20 protein-coding genes and 1 CRISPR repeat array are annotated in these 20,808 nt (G+C 46.7%); of the genes, 14 read left to right on the top strand and 6 right to left on the bottom strand.

Annotated elements, in window-relative coordinates:
• Nucleotides 1-85 precede the first annotated feature (85 nt).
• From cas7d to cas2, 6 genes are all read left to right on the top strand, one after another.
• A complete protein-coding gene (gene cas7d, locus RIM23_RS26735) occupies nucleotides 86-1,102 on the top strand; it encodes a type I-D CRISPR-associated protein Cas7/Csc2 (protein WP_446370947.1) in 1,017 nt (338 codons plus the stop codon).
• A gap of 310 nt (nucleotides 1,103-1,412) precedes the next feature.
• Complete coding sequence (gene cas5d, locus RIM23_RS26730; protein ID WP_446370945.1) at nucleotides 1,413-2,114, top strand: type I-D CRISPR-associated protein Cas5/Csc1; 702 nt, start codon at nucleotides 1,413-1,415, stop codon at nucleotides 2,112-2,114.
• 63 nt (nucleotides 2,115-2,177) lie between these two features.
• Nucleotides 2,178-3,008, top strand: a complete 831-nt coding sequence (gene cas6 / locus RIM23_RS26725; RefSeq protein ID WP_446370943.1) for a CRISPR-associated endoribonuclease Cas6 — start codon at nucleotides 2,178-2,180, stop codon at nucleotides 3,006-3,008.
• A 368-nt stretch (nucleotides 3,009-3,376) separates the two neighbouring features.
• Entirely contained in the window at nucleotides 3,377-3,970 is a 594-nt protein-coding gene (cas4, locus tag RIM23_RS26720; protein ID WP_446370941.1) for a CRISPR-associated protein Cas4, read from the top strand.
• 247 nt (nucleotides 3,971-4,217) lie between these two features.
• On the top strand, nucleotides 4,218-5,219 hold the full coding sequence (gene cas1d / locus RIM23_RS26715) for a type I-D CRISPR-associated endonuclease Cas1d (protein WP_446339315.1): 1,002 nt from the start codon (nucleotides 4,218-4,220) through the stop codon (nucleotides 5,217-5,219).
• Nucleotides 5,220-5,221: 2 nt separating this feature from the next.
• Nucleotides 5,222-5,494, top strand: coding sequence for a CRISPR-associated endonuclease Cas2 (gene cas2, locus RIM23_RS26710; RefSeq protein ID WP_446370974.1), 273 nt, complete (start codon nucleotides 5,222-5,224; stop codon nucleotides 5,492-5,494).
• 250 nt (nucleotides 5,495-5,744) lie between these two features.
• A CRISPR array of direct repeats spans nucleotides 5,745-6,565; the repeat unit is 37 nt; unit sequence GTCGAAATCCTCTATAATCCCTATCAGGGATTGAAAC.
• 180 nt (nucleotides 6,566-6,745) lie between these two features.
• On the opposite strand, the gene RIM23_RS26705 is transcribed toward cas2, so the two are convergent.
• Nucleotides 6,746-8,053 (bottom strand): cytosine deaminase, encoded by a 1,308-nt coding sequence (locus RIM23_RS26705; RefSeq protein ID WP_446370973.1) that lies wholly within the window; start codon nucleotides 8,051-8,053, stop codon nucleotides 6,746-6,748.
• 193 nt (nucleotides 8,054-8,246) lie between these two features.
• Between RIM23_RS26705 and RIM23_RS26700 the strand changes: the two genes are divergently transcribed.
• Nucleotides 8,247-9,008: a GDSL-type esterase/lipase family protein gene (locus RIM23_RS26700; protein ID WP_446370939.1), complete on the top strand. Its 762-nt coding sequence runs from the start codon at nucleotides 8,247-8,249 to the stop codon at nucleotides 9,006-9,008.
• 210 nt (nucleotides 9,009-9,218) lie between these two features.
• A complete protein-coding gene (locus RIM23_RS26695; protein WP_446370937.1) occupies nucleotides 9,219-10,214 on the top strand; it encodes a hypothetical protein in 996 nt (331 codons plus the stop codon).
• A gap of 77 nt (nucleotides 10,215-10,291) precedes the next feature.
• Here the strand turns inward: RIM23_RS26695 and RIM23_RS26690 are convergent, their stop codons facing one another.
• Nucleotides 10,292-12,379, bottom strand: a complete 2,088-nt coding sequence (locus RIM23_RS26690) for a tetratricopeptide repeat protein (RefSeq protein ID WP_446370935.1) — start codon at nucleotides 12,377-12,379, stop codon at nucleotides 10,292-10,294.
• 355 nt (nucleotides 12,380-12,734) lie between these two features.
• Nucleotides 12,735-13,064, bottom strand: coding sequence for a 30S ribosomal protein S6 (rpsF, locus tag RIM23_RS26685; protein WP_446370933.1), 330 nt, complete (start codon nucleotides 13,062-13,064; stop codon nucleotides 12,735-12,737).
• A 700-nt stretch (nucleotides 13,065-13,764) separates the two neighbouring features.
• Here rpsF and RIM23_RS26680 point away from each other — a divergent pair.
• The gene (locus RIM23_RS26680) at nucleotides 13,765-14,556 is read left to right on the top strand and encodes a fumarylacetoacetate hydrolase family protein (RefSeq protein ID WP_446370931.1); all 792 of its coding nucleotides are present in this window, start codon (nucleotides 13,765-13,767) and stop codon (nucleotides 14,554-14,556) included.
• Nucleotides 14,557-14,665: 109 nt separating this feature from the next.
• On the opposite strand, the gene RIM23_RS26675 is transcribed toward RIM23_RS26680, so the two are convergent.
• Nucleotides 14,666-15,163: a Tic20 family protein gene (locus RIM23_RS26675; RefSeq protein WP_446370929.1), complete on the bottom strand. Its 498-nt coding sequence runs from the start codon at nucleotides 15,161-15,163 to the stop codon at nucleotides 14,666-14,668.
• A 170-nt stretch (nucleotides 15,164-15,333) separates the two neighbouring features.
• On the bottom strand, nucleotides 15,334-15,531 hold the full coding sequence (locus tag RIM23_RS26670) for a hypothetical protein (RefSeq protein ID WP_446335686.1): 198 nt from the start codon (nucleotides 15,529-15,531) through the stop codon (nucleotides 15,334-15,336).
• A 227-nt stretch (nucleotides 15,532-15,758) separates the two neighbouring features.
• Here RIM23_RS26670 and glyA point away from each other — a divergent pair, with 227 nt between their 5' ends.
• Nucleotides 15,759-17,042 (top strand): serine hydroxymethyltransferase, encoded by a 1,284-nt coding sequence (glyA, locus tag RIM23_RS26665; protein ID WP_446370927.1) that lies wholly within the window; start codon nucleotides 15,759-15,761, stop codon nucleotides 17,040-17,042.
• Nucleotides 17,043-17,222: 180 nt separating this feature from the next.
• On the top strand, nucleotides 17,223-18,470 hold the full coding sequence (locus RIM23_RS26660; protein WP_446370925.1) for a competence/damage-inducible protein A: 1,248 nt from the start codon (nucleotides 17,223-17,225) through the stop codon (nucleotides 18,468-18,470).
• Nucleotides 18,471-18,481: 11 nt separating this feature from the next.
• On the opposite strand, the gene RIM23_RS26655 is transcribed toward RIM23_RS26660, so the two are convergent.
• On the bottom strand, nucleotides 18,482-18,718 hold the full coding sequence (locus RIM23_RS26655) for a hypothetical protein (protein WP_446335683.1): 237 nt from the start codon (nucleotides 18,716-18,718) through the stop codon (nucleotides 18,482-18,484).
• A gap of 235 nt (nucleotides 18,719-18,953) precedes the next feature.
• Here RIM23_RS26655 and RIM23_RS26650 point away from each other — a divergent pair, with 235 nt between their 5' ends.
• Genes RIM23_RS26650 through RIM23_RS26640 form a run of 3 tightly spaced genes read left to right on the top strand, consistent with a single transcriptional unit; the run spans nucleotide 18,954 to nucleotide 20,563 of the window.
• A complete protein-coding gene (locus RIM23_RS26650) occupies nucleotides 18,954-19,094 on the top strand; it encodes a hypothetical protein (RefSeq protein WP_446335682.1) in 141 nt (46 codons plus the stop codon).
• Between the two features lie 33 nt (nucleotides 19,095-19,127).
• The gene (aroQ, locus tag RIM23_RS26645) at nucleotides 19,128-19,577 is read left to right on the top strand and encodes a type II 3-dehydroquinate dehydratase (RefSeq protein WP_446370923.1); all 450 of its coding nucleotides are present in this window, start codon (nucleotides 19,128-19,130) and stop codon (nucleotides 19,575-19,577) included.
• On the top strand, nucleotides 19,577-20,563 hold the full coding sequence (locus RIM23_RS26640) for an ADP-ribosylglycohydrolase family protein (RefSeq protein WP_446370921.1): 987 nt from the start codon (nucleotides 19,577-19,579) through the stop codon (nucleotides 20,561-20,563). The genes aroQ and RIM23_RS26640 overlap by 1 nt, the downstream gene beginning before the upstream one ends.
• Nucleotides 20,564-20,808 lie beyond the last annotated feature (245 nt).

Here is a 20,808-nt window from a genome sequence, read left to right as displayed (position 1 = left end):
TTTATCGAGTTGGAGGAATAAGTTAAAGATGATTAGTTGAATATTACCTTTTTTTTCTTACTACTCACTATTTAGGAGAGAATTAATGCCATTTATTAATGGTATCGACACAAGGTTATTTTATTCAGAGATTCCCTACAAACCTATGGGAAAATATGTTCATTTTCTGACTATTCGGATTACTGAATCTTACCCTCTGTTTCAAACCGATGGCGAACTGAATAAGGCGCGAGTGCGGGCAGGGATTCAAGATAAAACCCCGATTAGTCGCCTCTCCATGTTTAAGCGGAAACAGTCTACTCCAGAACGCTTAGTGGGGCGCGAATTGTTGCGGAACTATGGCTTAATTACGGCTGATGAGTGTGAATATAATGTCAGTTTTGCCATGGATAATCCGGACTGTATTATCTATGGATTTGCTATTGGGGATTCGGGTTCAGAAAAGTCGAAAGTTATCGTGGATACTGCTTTTTCGATTACCGCCTTTGATGAATCTCACGAAACCTTTACCCTGAATGCGCCCTTTGAAAATGGCACAATGACATCGAAAGGGGAAAAGGGTTCTAAACCCGGAGAAGTCACCAGTCGAATTAATCAACAGGATCATATCCGCCCCCAAGTCTTTTTCCCCAGTATTGTCACCCTCAAAGATCCCACAGAGGCAAGTTTTTTGTATGTATTTAATAATATTCTTCGCACCCGTCACTATGGCGCACAAACTACCCGCACTGGACGAGTTAGAAATGAATTAATTGGGGTAATTTTTGCTGATGGGGAGATTACCAGTAATTTACGTTGGACTCAGGCAATTTATGACCAAATGAAAGCAAAAAATACCTTACTCACCCTTGATCCTTTAGCTGAAGAGGATGTAATAGACGCCGCGACAACCGCCATAGAACAGTTAATGACTCAAGAATTTATTGTCCACACCGATTATATTGGCAGTGATTTTCAACCGCTGCTGAATGAGGTGAAAACCTTGGTCGGAAATGAAGCCGGAATTAAATCTGTGTTACAGCAAGCCGATGCTGAAGCCAAAGACTATGCCCAAAAACACATTAGTTCTAAGAAAAAGGCGAAAGCTAAATCTACCAATTGACGTAGGGGCGCAAGGCTGGTATTGGCATCAACGTCAGTTCAACCTAGTTCCCCGTTTAGATCCCCCTAAATCCCCCTTAAAAAGGGGGACTTTGATAAATATCTTGTTCCCCCCTTTTTAAGGAAAGATTGAGGAATCTCTTGTTCCCCCCTTTTTCCCCCCTTTTTTCCCCCCTTTTTTCCCCCCTTTTTTCCCCCCTTTTTTCCCCCCTTTCAAAGGGGGGCTAGGGGGGATGGGGGCTAGGGGGGATGGGGGCTAGGGGGGATCTCTTAACGTTCCCTAATCCCCAATCCCCAACCCGGTAAACCCTATGGCAATCATTTACCGCTATCAAATTGAATTACACGATAGTCTTTATTTCGCCACTCGTGAAATTGGCAGACTCTATGAAACAGAACCCATACTCCACAATTATGCCCTCTCCTATGCTTTAGGATTAGTCGATAGTGAAAAGTATGCCACAACCGTTCCCCCAGAGAATTCCTATCGCTATTTTTGTGCCGAACAAGTTCCCCAGTATCAGGCACAATTAACCCCCTTGAATCAGCAAGGGATTTATATCACACCCGCCCGCAGCATTTATCATGCGTCGGTTCTCAATACCTGGAAATATGCCGACAATCGCTATCATGTTGAGATGAAGAAAACCCAGAAAAATATTCCCAGTTTTGGCAGGGCAAAAGAAATTGCCCCAGAAAGTAGATTTGAAGGCTTTGTGATTAGCCAGAAGCCTTTAACCTTACCCACCTGGATTCGGTTAGGGAAATGGGCAAGTAAGGCGCGGGTGGAAATTGTAGAAACCCAGGAGAGTAAACTATCTGGGGGGGAAGAAGATTTTACATTTCCCTATCCTCTCAACCCGTTAGATGTGATGTTTTCCCATCGTGTTACCCGTTATGACGTGATTAATATGCCTCCTGTAAGTCTGATCAAAATGGTAAGTTTACATGGAAAATACTACCGATTTAATCGTCTCAAGATTCCTGGGCTGATGCAGTATCGCTTTAGTTGATACCTTAGGTAGGGGAACGGCACTGCCGTGCCCCTACAAATACCCCGATAATTGGTTATTACTATGCCTCACAGTCTGATTCTCAACCTGCTTCCCCAATCCCCAATTCCCACCCAGTTTCTCAGTGGACGACATTTACACGCCTTATTTCTTAACTTAGTGAGTTCTGTCGATAGAAACTTAGGCGATTATCTCCATGAAGCCAAATCCGATAAAGCCTTTACCTTGAGTCCCCTGCAAATTCAGCATCGGGGTGATACAGCTTCTCCTATTCTACAATGGCAACACCATAAACCAATTCCCCAGAGCACTCCCTGTTGGTGGCGGATTTCTCTACTTGATGATACCTTATTTAGCCAATTAACTCACTTGTGGCTAAACCTGAATCCCGAACAACCCTGGCATTTAGGTCCTGCTGATTTGCAGATTACCAGTATCCTGGGAACACCACAAAAAGGAATGCCCGGATGTTGGGCAAATGCTCTCAGTTATAAGCAATTATACGACCAAGCGTCAGCGTGCGATCGCGCCCTGAATTTTGCCTTTTATACCCCCACGGCATTTCGTCAGAGTAAATATGATTGTGCCTTACCCACAAGGGAGTTAGTCTGTAACAGTTTGATTAAGCGCTGGAATCAATATAGTGGCATAGAATTCCCCAAAACATTGGTTGAGTATATTTTTCCCAGTTTCTTTGATATTCATACAGAATTAGTTGCCGATTCTCGCAGTAAGTTTATTGGCTGTGTTGGGGGCATGAATTTTCGGATTATGGGACAAGTTGACTCGGAGACAATTCAGCAGATTAATGCTTTAGCGGATTTTGCCCTCTATTCTGGTGTGGGGCGGAAAACAACGATGGGAATGGGGATGGTGAGGCGAATAAATTCGTAAATACGTTGCACCGGAACATCTCTATAAATTAGTTATTTTGTAGGGGCGGGTTTAGGGACTAAATTCAACGATTCACCGATAAATAAACAACAAAACCCGCCCTCCCCACCGATAAATGAACTAGATTTTCCACCCACCTAATTTTATAGATCCCCCCTAACCCCCCTTTGAAAGGGGGGAACCGGATTAATCCCCCCTAGCCCCCCTTTGAAAGGGGGGAACCAGTAAAGTTACCCTTTTTCTGATTATTTTCACTCAGGGATGCCCAAACACAGGGAACCGGAAAAGTTATCCAGAAAAGTCCCCCTTTTTAAGGGGGATTTAGGGGGATCTAAACGTGAAACCTTAACCATTCACAGGTCAACTAAATGAATAATACTGATTACATTTCCATCGCCTCTCTCAACCAATATGCCTACTGTCCCCACCGTTGCTGGCGGATGTTTTGTGCGGGAGAATTTACCGAGAATCACTATACCATTGAAGGCACCAGTTTACACGATCGCGTCCATACTTTAGGGGAGGCGCAACGGGAGGAAGTCTGGCAGGTGCGGGCAATTTGGCTGAAGTCTCAACAGTATCACCTGATTGGTAAATCCGATTTAATTGAATCCGATTCTGGTGAACTCTATCCTGTGGAATATAAGCGGGGGCGGCAAGGGGAATGGGATAACGATGAATTGCAGGTGTGCGCCCAGGCGTTGTGTTTAGAAGAAATGACGGGACAATCGATTAGTCGCGGCTATGTTTATTATGCCCATTCCCATCAACGGCAATTCGTAGAGATTTCCGACGCATTGCGACAAGAAACCCTGGACACGATTGAATCAGTTACTGAGTTACTAGAAACTGGAAAAATGCCCAAACCCATTTACAGTAAACGCTGTAAAGGATGCAGTTTTTATCCTCAATGTTTACCCCAAGCCGCCGATAAGGTGGGGCGGTATCGGGAAGACGAATGAAAAAGTCTTGATTTTCCTGTAGGGGCGGGTTTTACAACCATCCTTTTTGACACAACCGAGATAAAAATAAACCCGCCCCAATCCCCAGGGAAATAGGCAATAAAAACCTAACTCCCTAGCCCCCTTTCCACCCCTCTCCCACCCCCCTTTCAAAGGGGGGCAAGGGGGGATAGAGAGGGGCTGGGGGAGAGGTCAAAACTCAATTGATTTACCACCATCATCACGATTCAAAACAAGGACAAAAATTATGGGAACCGTTTACATTACCCAAGACGATTCATTTATCGGCAAAACCGATGAACGCCTTAGCGTCAAAGCCAATAAACAGAAACTCTTAGATGTCCCCCTGATTAAAGTAGATGGGATAGTTATTTGCGGACGGGCAACCGTATCTCCCGCCGTTGTTACAGAACTATTAGACCGCAAAATCCCCTTAACTTTTATCACCGGAACCGGGAAATATCTGGGACGATTGGAACCGGAAATGACCAAGAATATCTTTGTGCGGAAAGCCCAATGGCAAGCGGCTGGGGAATCGGAATCAGCGCTGCATATTGTCCGGGGATTTATTCGGGGAAAACTGAAAAATTATCGCACCCTACTCAGTCGCAATCAGCGCGAATATCCAGAACTGACATTAAAATCAGCCATCACTCAAATTAGTAAGGCGATTACCTCCTTAGACAAAACCAAGACAATTAATTCCTTGCGCGGATTAGAAGGGGCGGGAAGTGCAGCATATTTTAAGGTGTTTAATCAGCTAATTCGCGCTGAAGGGTTTAAGTTTCGAGTCAGACATCGCCCCGCTACTGATCCGGTAAACTCGTTATTAAATTTTGGCTATACCCTGCTGCGCCATGATATACAAAGTGCGGTGAATATTGTCGGATTTGACCCCTATTTGGGCTATCTTCATTGCCAACATTATGGTCGTCCCAGTTTAGCATTGGATGTGATGGAAGAGTTTCGCCCCTTAATCGTGGATGGGAGTATTCTCAAAGCGATTAATTCGCGGATACTCAAGCCGGATGACTTTGTCAGCGAACCCCTGAGTGATGTGGTTTACTTATCTCCAGAAGGGCGGCGGGAGTTTCTGAAGTTATACGAACAAAAGAAACAATCTAAGTTTAAGCATCCGGTGTTAGGGCGCAAATGTACCTATCAGGAGGCGTTTGAAATCCAGGCGCGACTGTTGGCGAAGTATTTAATGGGAGAAATTGACAAGTATCCACCGTTAGTCCTGTATTGATGATGTATGTTGTTGTGACTTACGATATCCCCGAAGATAAGCGCCGGACGAAAATACACAGTATTCTTAAGTCCTATGGGCAGTGGATGCAGTATAGTGTGTTTGAGTGCAGCTTGACGGATACCCAGTATGCCAAGTTGCGATCGCGTCTGAATAAGGTGATTAAGCCGGATCAGGATAGCATTCGCTTCTATTTCCTCTGTGGCTGTTGTCAAGGGAAGGTTGAGCGCATCGGCGGTGAAGCACTTCGGGATAGTTCGATTTTCTTTGCTTAAATCCGAGAAGGGGTAGGTGTTTTCTCAGGCTGTGGTGATTAATAAGCTGTATCCCTTATGGGGTCTGGGTTTGAGGACACCACCCCGCAACGGAGGTTCTCGGAAATCTTGAAACGCTTACTGTGAGAGGGTTTTAGATGTTTTTTTGAAAGACCTCTTGCTGGATCGAAGTCTGAAATGGTATATTAGATGAAGTCTCTCGGAATCGAACCTTGAAAACTATATACAGTAAGCGTTTCAGAGGTCGGCAGTCGAAATCCTCTATAATCCCTATCAGGGATTGAAACAAAGAGTACCGGAACGTGAAAGGGTACAGGTATTAGTCGAAATCCTCTATAATCCCTATCAGGGATTGAAACAAAACTTTCTTCGGAGCGACCCCTCATGGGAAGGTCGAAATCCTCTATAATCCCTATCTGGTATTGAAACTATTCGGTTTGCTATAGTCAACAGACCAAGAAAGTCGAAATCCTCTATAATCCCTATCAGGGATTGAAACGCGAAGGATTGCCGCATCTACACTATCGGCAGGGTCGAAATCCTCTATAATCCCTATCAGGGATTGAAACAGACTCGCTATTTTTGAGCGAGCTATCTCCTCAGTCGAAATCCTCTATAATCCCTATCAGGGATTGAAACTCTGCCTGAGTATCTTTTCGGCTATCTGTGTAGCGTCGAAATCCTCTATAATCCCTATCAGGGATTGAAACTTTTACTGCCGATCTCATCATTTTCAGATTCCCTCTGAGTCGAAATCCTCTATAATCCCTATCAGGGATTGAAACATGCCGGTGAGCCTGGTCCAATCGGCAAGCCAGGGTCGAAATCCTCTATAATCCCTATCAGGGATTGAAACGAAACTCATCGATCCAATTGGCAATGGGGTAAAAGTCGAAATCCTCTATAATCCCTATCAGGGATTGAAACTTTCCCAGGTTCACCTTTGGGACCTGGCTTACCTGTCGAAATCCTCTATAATCCCTATCAGGGATTGGGGCGAAGTGATAATTTCCATGGCTATCTGCTCTTATTCCGTCGAAATCCTCTATAATCCCTATCAGGGATTGGGGCGAAACAAGGAAAAACCCACCATTATACAGTCGTCTTCAGACGACTTAAGCTTTGAGCCAGGGATTTGAATCCCTGGCGGGCTAACGCGAGTAGTGCAATTTTAAATAACATTTTCTTGTGCGAATCCGATAAAATTTGAATCCCTGGCGGGCTAACTGAGTTAAAGGGCTAAAGCCCTGACTACGAACCCAACGAATCCAATTCTCGGTAATCCGGTAACGTCGTATCAATCGCCATCCCATCGCGAATCACCACGCGATCGCACTGAGGACGTGATAACAATTCACTATAACTGCGTCCCTTAAACCAAACCAAATTCGCCGCCAAACCCACACCAATCCGCCCCACATTCCCCAACCCCATCAAATCCGCCGCCGTTTTCGTCACCATCGCCGGAGACTCCCCAAACAACATATCCAAATGGGCAATTCTCACCCCTTGACTAAACACCTCCAACAGATCATGATCCCCAAACCCAAAAAACGGATCACGGCAATTATCACTCGCCAACGTCACCCCAATCCCAGACTCCTGTAACTCCTGAATCACCGTCACCCCACGCCAACGAGGAGTTCTCCCCAACTTCCGATCCTGTAAAAACAGATTCGACAACGGTAAACTCACCACCCCAATCCCCGCCTCCTTCACCAGCGCCAACGTTTCCGACACCACCTCCGGCGACTGTACCGCCAAACTACAACAATGTCCACAAACTATCTGTCGCCCAAACTGACACCGCAGCGCCGCCTCCGCCACCTTCCTTAAACAAATCGACTCCGGATCATCCGTCTCATCCGTATGAAAATCCAACGCCAAATCCCGTTCCTGCGCCAACCGAAACACCTGATCCAACTGCGCCTCTAAATCAGGATTCATATACGCCACCCCACCCAAAACACCCCCCACTTCCGCCACCAAATCCGCCAACCTTACCCCTTCCGGCGTCAAATAATAATCCAGCGACACCAACGCCACCGCCTGCAAAACCAATCGATTCGCCCACTCCTGCTGCAACTGCTTAAACACGCCAAAACTAATCCCCGCCTGTTCCCCAAACGCATCAATATGAGTCCGAATCGCCTGAGTACCATGGGCGTAACTACACCTCAACCCAAACTCCATCCGGCGATAAACATCCTCAGCTTGCCAATACCGCAAACTATCCTGCTTCGCCCTATCCAACGCACTATCAAACGTTCCATCCGGATTCGGCGTGCGTTGCCAAATATGCCCCTTATCCAGATGAGTATGCAAATCCACAAACCCCGCCCAAACCTGTCCCCCCTGCACATCCACCACCGCCGCATCTCCCACCCACACAGAATTCGCCCGCACAATTTGCGCCACCTTCCCCTCAGCCACCTGAATATCCACCAAACACAACCCATCAGGCGTTCGACTCCCCAGAATCGATCTATCCTCAACCTGTAACATTGAGATTGGCACACGAGCATTTTTCAGCCAATAGCACGTTTCTGATGGAATCACAGTCGCCAATTTTATCCCTCACATCCGATCCAATAATTAATCTTATAATATCTGATTCGTCATTCCTCATTTAAGTTGTAGGTTGGGTTGAACGAAGTGAAACCCAACATAATATAGGACTCACATCCCTTACTACAAACCGAATCTAATCCCGATAACCACAACTTACTCAGCAACCTCTAAGATATTCACCATGGTATTCAAAAGCCCTCTCCTGCTGGGAGTTTCCCTCAGCCTCAACCTCCTATTTATTAGTGTCTTCAGTGTCTTAATCATTCGCAGAGGCGGCATTCCCTATATAGTCAGTAAACTCCCCTTTCATCAACAAATCGAACAAACCGTAAAAATCCCCCGTCGTCGCAACACCTATCAATCAACCTATCACCATATCCGGAAACAGATGTTTGAACAACTCCCCAACTCCGAAACCGAAATTATCTTCATCGGCGATAGTCTCACCGATCAAGGTGAATGGGCAGAACTCCTGGGAAACACCAATATCCGCAATCGCGGCATATCTGGAGACACCACCGACGGCGTACTCAATCGCCTCAATGAAATCACCGCATCCCAACCCCAAAAACTCTTTCTGATGATTGGTGCTAATGACTTATGGAATGAACAAAAACCCGCCAGCGAAATCGCCCAAACCTATCGACTTATCCTAGAGAAAATTCAACAGCAAACCCCAGAAACTCAAGTCTTTATTCAAAGCCTCTTACCCATGAACACTATCCAATATCCCATCAGCGTCAATAACTCAGATATTATCGCCGTCAATCGCCACCTGCAAAACCTAGCCAGCGAATTTTCCTATACCTACATTGATTTACATCAACATTTTACCAACGACCAGAAACAATTAGACCCCCTATACACCGTTGACGGCGTGCATTTAAGCGGCAAAGGATACCTCAACTGGGCTAAAATTGTTAATCCTTACGTCAAGGAATAAGTACCTGAACAGATTCACTTGTAAGTTTTGAATAACCGATAAATAGGTCAACCTCCAAAAGGTAGATTTCAGTCTAATTTCTCTCCCACTTACCCAGCCAATCAAAAATCTATCCTGCGAGTCATGATTTCATTGCCTGATAGTTTCTACTATTTAAATAGGTTTAATTCCTGAAAAAATTAACCCCTTGCCGAATTAACAAAGGTTTATATGCGAATTTTCACACCAAAACTCCTCACAGGTACAATGCTAGGTGTCGTACTTTGTGCCATTGCTGGGACTCCTGCGATCGCACGTCCCCTGAGTCAAGGTCAACTCACCCCCAATACCACGGAAGCTGAATCCGTGCAACCGGAACCAGGAGAAGTTGTCCGGCTTGTCTCTAATTTTGCCACGATTGAAATGAACAATGGCGAAACCAAGACAATTCCCGTCGCCCGTTGGAAACTAGATCAACTAGAACCCGGAACCAATGTATGGGTGGCGTATGGTCGAATTGTCGCCATTGATTCTCAGGATGAAAGTCTCAACAACAACATCCTAGCTCAAGCTGATTATGCTACAGCGATGCAAGGTCGAGTTGCCAATATCACCGGTAGCATCGCCAGGGTTAAATTGAGAAATGGGGACACGGTAAACATCGGTTTATCCAGAGCCCAACTCGGACAAATTCGTCCTGGAACTCAAGTCATGGTCAACGATAGACGCATCGTTGAGATGAATTCCATGAGTAACAATCGGATGAAACCCGACATGATGATGAATCCCATGAGTAACAATCGGATGAAACCCAACATGATGAGGATGGGAACCGGCGTCCCCATGGAAGGTCGAGTTGCCAGTATCACCGGTAATATCGCTAGTATTGAATTAGAAAATGGGGATACGGTAAACATTGGTTTATCCAGAGCTCAACTCGGACAAATTATTCCCGGAACTCAAGTCATGGTCAACGATGGACGCATCGTTGATATGAATCCCATGAGTAACAATCGGATGAAACCCAACATGATGAGGATGGGAGCCGGCGCCCCCATGGAAGGTCGAGTTGCCAGTATCACCGGTAATATCGCTTCTATTGAATTAGAAAATGGGGATACGGTAAACATTGGTTTATCCAGAGCTCAACTCGGACAAATTATTCCCGGAACTCAAGTCATGGTCAACGATGGACGCATCATGGAAATCGAGTCGATGTCTCGTTAGTCATGTAGAGACGCGCCATGGCGCGTCTCTACTCCCTACCCCCTCCACCAGACTTATTCAGCAAACCCCAACTAACTCTACAGGCGCGGCAAAATTTCCGGTAAAAGCTGACCGGGGATCTTTGAGAGTGCCAGATTTTGCCCGGTAATTCCCTGTTCCTGGTAGAAAGTCCGAATCGCTTTAATGATATACTCCAAAGAAGTTTGATAAGCATCCGATCGCGCCGTCACTCCCATACAGGCTTGAACATGGTGGTGGAGGGCGGCTTCCAGATGTTTGGATTGCTCCTCTTTCCCTGCACCCAAAGACGGTTCAGTCGCAAACTGGTAATGAGCAAGTCCCAGATTATTCCGCGTGGCGATACCATCAAAGTTAATCGGGGTTGGGGGACGATGCTGCGCCAATTTCTCAGCTAAGGCGATCGCGACTTCATAGGCACTGATACAATGGCGTAAGTAATCTGCCCGTCGCTGAGGGTCTTCCACACAGCGATCTGCCAGATGCCAATAAGCCGTACCCAAATTATTCTGAGTCGCGGCACAGGCAGCCGGAGCCACCTCTGGAGTACGATAGGTTAACGCATCTTTATAGGCAATCACCGCCAACTCTAGCCAGGTTTCCGGTTTTTCATACTGTGCCAGATTCCAGTAGGCGGTACCTAAGTTATTTTGAATCATCGCCCAATTCGTGGCGTTTGAGCGGCTGTTGTAATAATACAGGGCTTCCGCATACGCCCCAATTGCGGCTTGTAAGTTATTGACAGGGGAGTGATGTTGTGCTAAATGCCAATAAGCAGTGCCCAAGTTATTTTGAGTAGAGGCATATTTGAGCGGGTCATTTTCTGGATGACGATAGTGTAAGGCTTCTTCGTAGGCTCGAATTGAGAGTTCCAGGTTCTCAGCCGCCTCTTGATAGCGAGCCAAATCCCCATAAGCTGCGCCTAAATTATTTTGAATCATGGCGTAGGTTTGGGGGGCTTGTTGGGCGGTTAACTTAGTTAATGCCAGTTGATAGGATTGAATCCCCTGTTCGAGATAGGAAAGCTGGATTCCCCTATCCTGGGGACAACGGGAGAGCATCCAGTAGAGATTCCCCAAATCGTTGAGAACATCAGGGACGTGAGGGGATGTGTCATCTAACCATTGTAAGGCTTGCTCATAGGATTGAATCGCGATCGCTAAATTTTCCGGTGAGGGATCTCCCTGTTCAATCGCGTGACGATAATGATTACCCAGTTGTAAATACGCCTCGGCGGGCGATGGGGTTTGAGCCAATTCATCTGCAGGGAGATGAGGAGATTCCTGGGATGGTTCACTCAGGAGTTGGGACGTGGTAGGATTTGACTGTGTGGGTGTTTCCTGGGTCTGGAAGTCCACAGCCTTAAGCATCCCATTATCCTTGAGGTTAGCACCAGAGTTTCCATTGGTGGGAGCGAGAAGGGGTTCCATCTCGCGGCTGTTGTCTCCATTGTTGCCCACAATACCCTGGAGAAATTCTAAATCAAGATTTTCCTCGAACTCCTGCGTCAGTACCGTCTGCAAGGTTTCTTGGAACGAAGCCGTTGTCTGTTGAGTCGTCACCGCAGTGGGAGAGGCTTCCGGTTGAGTTGCGCCAATGGGGGGGAGTGGTGTGGGTTCCCCTTCAAACTCGAATACCCCAGTATGCCATTGCCAAAATTCCGGTACAGACTGGACAATGGAATGGAACCAAGGGCGGGGTAGCCAGAGCAACACATTTGCATCTAACTGGGGCAAATAACGCTCAATCGACTGTAACCGCCTCAGAAACAATTGCTGTACCGTTGGCGATTGACGAGTTAAGCGTTCAATACCGAGGAGTTGGAAACTGGGAGGGGATGTGGTGATGGGGGAATAGGGATTTTGAGCCAACCAGGCAGAAATTTGGGCAAAGGGATGAGGATCATTGACATTGATATTCAGGCTGACTAAATTAGTAGGGATTGAACCATTGGGTGGCGCGATCGCACAAGTTGTACCCAACTCCCCATGTAGTTTACCCGCCAGACGATTCCGCAGACTCAGATCATCACAAATAGCCACAAAAATTTGACGGCGCAATCCGAGACTCAGAGCCAGTTTCAATCGTTTATAGATTTGCCGATTCCAGCTCGAAATTTTATGGGCAACAGTATCCGTTACAGTCATGCTGGTAGGGTCCAGGAGCTTCGGGCAACAAGAGTCTGAGGTTTAGGCAAGGGACTTGATCACGACAACGAGTGCTGATTTGCGCCAATTGGGTGCAATCGCGGTAAAACCTGAATGATGAACAATAGGGAAATAAGGATTTGGAGTAATCTTAATATGACTCTTCCTACTATTGTTGCCTAAGTCAGGATTTATTGGGCTTCTGACCGATTGAAGCTGTTGTGTGCCATTACCCTTTCCCAGGATGAACCCCTGTCTTTGACTTACCCAGCGCTGCTCTTACGAGACAAATTGGGCAACTGATGCCTTAAATTAAGACGGTAGGGGCGCACGGGGCGTGCACCCCTAAAACCCGCTAAGCTTCTACCTCAACCGGTTCGGGTTGGGGTTCAGGGGGAAGTTCCTGTTTCAGCGTTAGATAACGAATAACCTCCTCTCCGTAGCGCATAGCTCGCTCAATCTGAGTCACATGAGTCGGGGGCGCTTGATAGTTCATTTGAATGTAGACGCCTTCGCGGTGTCTTTGGATGGGATAAGCCAAGCGGCGCTTACCCCGATGCTGGATTTCAATCTGCTGTGCGCCTTGCTCTTGCAGGAGATCTTGATATTTGGTAATGGCTTGGTTAACCTGCTCGTCTGGCAAATCAGGACGCAGGATGTACATCATTTCGTAACTATCGCTCACAAATGGTCTTCTCCTTATGGACAATTGGGCTTCTTTGGCTGATTCAAGATAGCCACGGTTTTTAATCGGGAAGCTATCCCAGTCAAACAAGCAAGGATACGAGCCGATTTAACTGCTCTGTTCTATGCCTAATCTGGGTTTTTGCCCCTCCCTAGCTTTGAGGCAGACAATTCGCCCAGATTACACTATTGCAATTTTACTATTTTTTGGTATTAATTCTAGCTAGCTGCCAGGGTCAATCACAATCCCATATCAGTAGAACTCTCTCAGTGACATCCTCCTACACCAAATCAAAGATTATGGTGTAGGCTTCCTACCTCACGATAGGACATTCCTAGTTACATCTCTTACGAGTTTTTCGCCACTTATCTAGAGCAGCCTCATGACTTACTCCCCGACAGACCGACTGCATAGGCATTTTGATTCCCCAGAGTCCCTGGGTACAACGTATCGAGTTTGATAACTTTTGGTGTCTTTACACCAGTTCTTTGCTTTCGTGGAGGTTCCGGCAACCCTAAAGCGGTGGATGCTAAAGCGTATAAGCCTACTTTTCACTCACACAAGCCCGGAAGAACATTCCTGCATAACCTTTGACATTTCTATTATACATTAAAAACGCCTTATATCCCACCGTTAAATCTAAGATTATAACGGGGGACTTACGGCGAAAAAGTTAAATTACGAAGGAATCTCTAACATCATGGCGCAGCGCTACGTCCGAATTAAAACGGCTCAAGGGCAAACCTACTATGGCTTACTGCAACTCAACCGCAGTATCCAAGTTTTGGATGCACCGCCTTGGCTACAGGGTCAACCGACGGCTCTGGAGTTGGAGTCTGATAGTTACACATTATTGGCTCCCTGTGCGCCATCCAAGATTGTCGCCGTCGGGAAAAACTACATTGACCACGCCGCTGAAATGGGAACACCCGTTCCCCAGGAACCCTTACTATTTCTCAAACCTCCCACAACCATCACAGCGGCGGATCGAGAAATCCAGTTCCCGCCTCAGTCAAAGCGGGTGGACTATGAGGGAGAGTTGGCGCTGGTGATTGGTGAACTCTGTGTAGACTGTACACCCGAACAAGCCCAGGGAAGAATTTGGGGATATACTATTGCCAATGATGTCACCGCCCGTGACTTACAACAACAAGACGGTCAATGGACTAGGGCAAAGGGATTTAATACCTTTTGTCCCCTAGGACCTTGGATTGTGCGGGAATTGAGTGCGGGGGCGAAGTTGCAGACGTTTTTAAATGATGCGCCTGAACCGGTACAATCGGCGTCCATTGATCAAATGGTATTTGCTCCTGAGTTTCTTGTCTCCTACATTTCTCAGATTATGACATTGCTTCCCGGAGACGTAATCCTCACCGGTACACCCCGAGGAATTGGTCCAATGCAAATCGGCGATCGCGTCCGTGTGGAAATTGAGGGAATTGGTCATTTAGAGAACACCGTTGTTCCCCGTTCTTCGCCAGTCACCCTTTAAGCCGGGACAAGGGTGACAAGGTAAATTTTAGCCCTTTTTTATTTAGAGCTAAGTCCGTCGATGGAAATAATCCTCAAACCCTGACATAAAACCCATGACCAATAACCAATCATCGAACTTGAGCGTAAACCGCTTCCGAAAGTGTAGGAATTTCGGCGTAGCGCCCGAGCAATGATTGCACGATTGAATAGAAGCAAGCAGCAATTGTTCCTAAAAAGATGACATTCAACAATGTTTCTGTTATTAAATTGAAACCCAGTCCTTTTAGCAAAATATCGACAAGCAAATTACATAAAACCAAAAGAATATCTAAAAGAATCGCCTGCATTGTGTTGAACCGGATAAAATGGGCAATCCTTTCGTTTCTAACGACCAGCAAGAACAAAACGAAAAAAATGATAATTCCGGCTAAACCGAAAGGGACTAACGTGAAAACAATAGCTACCGGGAGTAAAAGTATTTCTAAAGCAGTTCCCAAAAGGGGAATTTGGCTCAATAAAGGCAACCTCAACTGGAGCGCAAACTGCATTACATAGAATAAAGGCAGTAAATAGGTAAGGGAAGCAAAAATTCGATCTTTAACCGTCGTTGATCCGCGCCAAGTCATCTTTGGTTCTCCTTTTTGGGTTTGGGGGGCAAATCGTTATCCAACTATGTTCAGGATAGCGTAGATGACCTATTTCGATGAACGTTGTCATCTGTCATCGGTCATTGGTCGGGATTTAAGGGCTATTTCAGGCAGAGAAAATAGTTCAGTTTATTTCCCCGGATGATAAACTACTCAAGGTTCGCGATGCGGAAACCCATTTCACATTCATATTGCTCCGGTTGATGGGGTGTGAGTTTACGAACAGCATGACCACACCCCAGCTTACCCTGACGCCAACGCGGTTGACCCTTGCTGTCAGCCAGTAAACAGCTTTGACAAACTTGATTGGGGGAAAGAATTTGCTCTTCGGTAAGAATAACTAACATAGAACGCCTCCGGTCAAATCCACTAGACCGCTGATCCCATCTTAATTTATGTCTTTAGCTAGAGGCTCTCGATCAACACACAGCTTAACTTTTCTGACTAAATACTGACCGTCTGAGAAAAACTGGGGAGGTGGGTCAGGTTTGAGCAAAGCAACAGCAACGGGCAATATGGTAAAACTTGTATGAACCCAACTGCACGGCAATAGCATCTTAAGGGATTGACGGACGTGACTCAAACAAACTTAGATTTTCTTGCCCAAACTGACCCAGAAGTGGCTGAAGGGATAAGCCTTGAACTCCAGCGCCAGCGTGACCATCTGGAATTGATTGCCAGTGAAAACTTTACCTCGCCTGCGGTACTGGCGGCTCAAGGCTCGGTTTTAACCAATAAATACGCGGAAGGCTTACCGGGAAAGCGCTACTATGGCGGTTGTGAATTCATCGACAAAGTAGAACAGCTTGCCATTGACCGGGCTAAACGGCTCTTTGGTGCAGCTCATGCGAATGTCCAACCCCATTCCGGCGCTCAAGCCAATTTTGCCGTATTCCTGGCGCTGCTCAAGCCAGGAGACAGGATTATGGGGATGGATTTATCCCATGGGGGACACCTCACCCATGGTTCACCGGTAAATGTGTCCGGGAAGTGGTTTAATGTGTGTCACTACGGCGTTAACCCCGAAACCGAGCAACTCGACTATGATCAGGTGCGAGAGCTGGCTCTCAAAGAACGTCCCCAACTCCTGATTTGTGGCTATTCGGCTTATCCGCGAATTATTGACTTTGAAAAATTCAGAAGCATTGCGGATGAAGTGGGCGCTTACCTGATGGCGGATATTGCTCACATCGCGGGTTTAGTGGCGACGGGTCATCATCCGAACCCCATTCCCCATTGTGATGTAGTCACCACAACCACGCACAAAACCCTACGGGGAACCCGAGGTGGCTTAATTCTCACCCGTGATCCTGAACTGGGGAAAAAGTTGGATAAAGCGGTGTTTCCGGGAACTCAGGGCGGTCCATTGGAACATGCGATCGCGGGGAAAGCTGTCGCATTTGGTGAAGCGTTAAAACCAGCGTTCAAGGACTATTCGGCTCATGTAATTGAAAATGCCAAAGCCCTGGCAAGTCAACTGCAAAAACGGGGTCTGAAAATTGTATCAGGTGGCACCGATAATCATTTAATGCTGGTGGATTTACGCTGTATTTCCATGACCGGGAAACGGGCGGATCAATTGGTGAGTGGTGTTAATATTACCGCCAATAAAAATACAGTTCCCTTCGATCCTGAATCTCCCTTCGTCACCAGTGGCTTACGTCTGGGTTCCCCCGCGATGACTACACGAGGGATGGGCGTTACCGAATTTATCGAAATTGGTGATATTATTGCCGATCGCTTACTCAATCCAGAGGATGAAACCATCGCCGCTGATTGTCGGCGTCGCGTTGCTCAATTGTGCGATCGCTTCCCCTTATACCCCCATCTGAATATTCCTGTACCCACACTCGTATAAATTTGTCATTCGTCATTTGCCATTTGTCCCTTTTTTGACCCTGTTCCACACGTAAATAACCGGAGCTTGGTAGGTTGAGCAGTAACATCGAATAACTGGGACTAGAAGAACAGGGAGGCTTTTTTCTTCCTGTTCCCTGTTTTGAGCAAGGACAAATGACGAAGGACAAAGAACAAATCTATGAGCGCAGAAATCATTTGTGTTGGTACCGAGTTACTGCTGGGGGATATTCTCAACACGAATGCCCAGTTTTTAGCTCGCGAATTGGCGGATCTGGGTATTCCTCACTACTATCAAACCGTTGTGGGAGATAATCCTTCTCGGTTAAAGCAAGTCTTGGCGATGGCTTGCGAACGCTCGGCGATTCTGATTTTTACGGGAGGACTAGGACCGACGCCAGATGACTTGACTACGGAAACTTTAGCAGATTTTTTTGGCGTTGGATTGATTGAGCAATTTGACATTATCGAGGATATTACTCGCAAATTTGCTCAACGGGGGCGTCAAATGACCCCAAGTAATCGCAAGCAAGCCTTGATTCCTGAAGGTGCCAAGGTTCTACCTAACCCAACTGGAACCGCACCGGGTATAATTTGGCAACCGCGCCCGAACTTAACGATTCTCACCTTTCCCGGTGTTCCCAGTGAAATGCAGGGGATGTGGCAAGAAACGGCGGTTCCTTATCTCAAAGCTCAAGGCTGGGGAAAACAAATTATCTACAGTCAAACCTTACGATTCTGGGGGATTGGGGAATCGGCTTTAGCCGAAAAAGTTGCGCCGTTTTTCCACTTAACGAACCCCACTGTCGCCCCCTACGCCTCTCAGGGAGAAGTCCGGTTACGGGTTAGCGCCCGTGCGCCGTCTCAAGGTGAAGCATTACAGCTAATTGAACCTGTTGTCAAGGATTTGCGGCAAATTGCTGGAACTAACTATTTTGGTTCAGACACAGATACTCTCGCCTCGGTTGTGGGTCAGCTTTTACGGGAAGCGAATCAAACGGTAAGTGTGGCGGAATCTTGCACGGGGGGAGGGGTAGGGAGTCTGTTGACAGCCGTTCCGGGAAGTTCTGAGTATTTTAAGGGTGGGATAATTTCTTATAGCAATGACGTGAAAGTCTCCTTAGTTGGGGTTAAGTCATCAGATCTGGATAAATGGGGGGCGGTGAGTAAACAAGTCGCCCAGGAAATGGCATTGGGTGTGCGATCGCGGCTAGCAACGGATTGGGGCGTGAGTATTACCGGCATTGCTGGACCTGGTGGGGGGAATGAATCTAAACCGGTGGGGTTGGTTTATATGGGTCTGGCGTCGCCAGATGATAGAGTGGAATGTTTTAAATATAATTTTGGTCGCGATCGCTCTCGGGCTTCGATTCGTCACCAGAGTGCCTGTTATGCCCTAGACCAACTGCGACGCCGATTACTGAGCTGATTCCATCCGGCTCAGGTATAACCTGAGTTATAACTAAAGGTAGAGGAGTACGGAACCGTCGCGATCGCCGGATCGATTCCAGATTCCTTTTGGGGGATAGCTCGCCTTTGGTCTGTCGTGTTATGCTTAAAGTTAAGAAATGCAACAGATGGGTTGTAAAGATTCAAAGGGTGAGTTACATCCAACTTTAAGCCTGTGGACTGGTTAAGTGCCGTCACCACCAGAGTGAAGCAGGAAGTAAGCGGCAAGCCTAGTTGTGTAAAACCATACCTAGACAGGCATAAGTCTTATTTAACGGTGTATCCCAAAAGGAAAACTGCTCAGTTTAATATCGGCGTCATAGTCTTAACTTGACTTGGGCAGGGTTTCCACGTTTGGTATCCAATAGTCCCCAAAGTCTTGCGGAGAAAGAGCTCTAACACTCGTCCTGTTGTTAAGACTCTCAAAAAGCTATTAAGTTGTCTCACAGGAGCATTCAGTTTAATGGATTATATAGATAAGGTGTTGGAAAAACTGAAAGAATGGGCACGTAAGCTGGTTGAAACCCTTTTGGGTCCTGAACCTCAGCCGGAACCTGAACCAATTCCCATTCCAGTTCACAATCCACGCCGTCGTTCCCGGTAATTTGGAGAGGTGCCGAACGAAGTTCGGAGTTCTTTGAGTATTCTCGTCCTGCATGGTCCAAACTTGAATCTCCTAGGACTCCGAGAGCCTGGTATTTATGGGTCTGTGACGTTGGCGGAAATCGACCAACTCTTGCAGCAGGAAGGCAAGTCCTTATCCTGTCAAGTTGTGACATTACAGTCCAACCATGAAGGCGTTTTAGTTGATGCCATACAGGCAGCGAGAACGCAGCATGATGGGATTTTAATTAATGCGGGTGCTTATACTCATACCAGTGTAGCCCTGCGCGATGCCTTAGCTGCTGTAGCCCTGCCAGTAGTGGAAGTGCATCTGAGTAATATCTATCAGCGCGAGCCCTTTCGACATCACTCATTCATCGCCCCCATAGCTGTGGGTCAAATTAGCGGTTTTGGCGCCGAAAGTTATCGCTTGGGACTCTTAGCTCTCGTCCATACCCTGAAAACCGTGGCAAGAGCAAATTAATGCAGCATTCTCTGATCAGCCGATTTCAAGGAGCATTACTGGGTAGTTTGATCGGTGAGCTTGTCAGCCATCACCCTGATCAAGAACTCGGTAGTCCAGTTGGTTGGAAATCGCTACAGTTAGCCAAAAGCCAACCCAAACCCCCTCAGTCCCACCTCTATATTCCCCAACTTTCAGATTGGAGTAAAATTTCCACCTGTGGAATAGAGAGTCTAATTGACACAGGCAGGCTGGATATAGACGATTGGATCATTCATTGTCGCCAAACCCAACCCTCACTCCTAGAATTGAAAGGGAAAGCACAAAGTAGCGAAGCCGCAGTGCTTTCCTTACAAATGGCGCTTTTTTTTCACGAGAATCCAGAATGGTTACGGCAGACTATAATTCAGGCGGCGGCAATTTGGCAAGTCGAACCCAACGCCTCGGCTGGGGTGTTGGCAATCGCGATGGCGATGGCTGTTATGCTCACCGAAACAATCAACCCAACCACCCTAATTCCCCATATCCTCAAAGGCTTAGGGACACAACCAACGGTCTTAGCCTACCAATTAAAACAAGTCCAAACCCTGATCGAAGCTGGTGCAGATTTAGAAACCACCACCAGGAAAGTGCGACGGGAGCCAGCAAATTTAGGCAATAGGGAGGATGCCTCAGATATAGCGATCGCTTTAGCCTTTTACTGTTTCCTCTATACCCCTTCAGATTTTCGCCTCTGTGTTCTCCGTGCCGTTCGTAGCGGTTACCAAAACCCAATTACGGCGGCTCTGACAGGGGCATTAGCGGGTGTTTATCAAGGTATCAATGGTATTCCAGTAAGCTGGCGAGTTGCTGCACTAAAAATTCCGGCACTCGAAAACAGGCGACAATTAACCGAGCAATTCTTTGCCGTTTGGCTGGGGGTTTACGATCAAAACAAAATCAAGAGTCGGTACAAACAAGCAGCCGTCGCTGCACCAGGTGTTATCCAACGTCGTTTATTAAAGTAGGGGTGGGTCAACCATGTTTTGTAAGCTAAAAAAAGCTAAACTAAGACATTAAAGTCCATAAATAACCCGTTGTGAACTCTGAAGCGGTTCTTACTTAAACATCAGGGGTGAATTAAACCTACTTAAATCTGTGTAAACAGATTGATTCACCCACCAGGGGCAGGATTAGACCTACGTTAGAGCGGTCAAGACACCTAGGAATTCGCTAGTTCGCTCTTCTCTGTCGGTTGAGATTAAGGAATGCT

Source organism: Coleofasciculus sp. G3-WIS-01 (assembly GCF_040223135.1).
Taxonomy (GTDB): Bacteria; Cyanobacteriota; Cyanobacteriia; order Cyanobacteriales; family Coleofasciculaceae; genus Coleofasciculus.
The sequence above is the reverse complement of the archived record's forward strand: the minus strand, read 5'-3'. Positions and strand labels throughout refer to the sequence as shown.

Coding starts and splice junctions, on each gene's coding strand:
- cas1d (WP_446339315.1), top strand. CDS start 4,218: ATGGGAACCGTTTACATTACCCAAGACGATTCATTTATCGGCAAAACC.
- RIM23_RS26640 (WP_446370921.1), top strand. CDS start 19,577: ATGCAGCATTCTCTGATCAGCCGATTTCAAGGAGCATTACTGGGTAGT.
- RIM23_RS26690 (WP_446370935.1), bottom strand. CDS start 12,379: ATGACTGTAACGGATACTGTTGCCCATAAAATTTCGAGCTGGAATCGG.
- RIM23_RS26660 (WP_446370925.1), top strand. CDS start 17,223: ATGAGCGCAGAAATCATTTGTGTTGGTACCGAGTTACTGCTGGGGGAT.
- RIM23_RS26695 (WP_446370937.1), top strand. CDS start 9,219: ATGCGAATTTTCACACCAAAACTCCTCACAGGTACAATGCTAGGTGTC.
- RIM23_RS26675 (WP_446370929.1), bottom strand. CDS start 15,163: ATGACTTGGCGCGGATCAACGACGGTTAAAGATCGAATTTTTGCTTCC.
- RIM23_RS26650 (WP_446335682.1), top strand. CDS start 18,954: ATGGATTATATAGATAAGGTGTTGGAAAAACTGAAAGAATGGGCACGT.
- RIM23_RS26680 (WP_446370931.1), top strand. CDS start 13,765: ATGGCGCAGCGCTACGTCCGAATTAAAACGGCTCAAGGGCAAACCTAC.
- RIM23_RS26700 (WP_446370939.1), top strand. CDS start 8,247: ATGGTATTCAAAAGCCCTCTCCTGCTGGGAGTTTCCCTCAGCCTCAAC.
- cas4 (WP_446370941.1), top strand. CDS start 3,377: ATGAATAATACTGATTACATTTCCATCGCCTCTCTCAACCAATATGCC.
- RIM23_RS26670 (WP_446335686.1), bottom strand. CDS start 15,531: ATGTTAGTTATTCTTACCGAAGAGCAAATTCTTTCCCCCAATCAAGTT.
- cas2 (WP_446370974.1), top strand. CDS start 5,222: ATGTATGTTGTTGTGACTTACGATATCCCCGAAGATAAGCGCCGGACG.
- cas7d (WP_446370947.1), top strand. CDS start 86: ATGCCATTTATTAATGGTATCGACACAAGGTTATTTTATTCAGAGATT.
- cas5d (WP_446370945.1), top strand. CDS start 1,413: ATGGCAATCATTTACCGCTATCAAATTGAATTACACGATAGTCTTTAT.
- cas6 (WP_446370943.1), top strand. CDS start 2,178: ATGCCTCACAGTCTGATTCTCAACCTGCTTCCCCAATCCCCAATTCCC.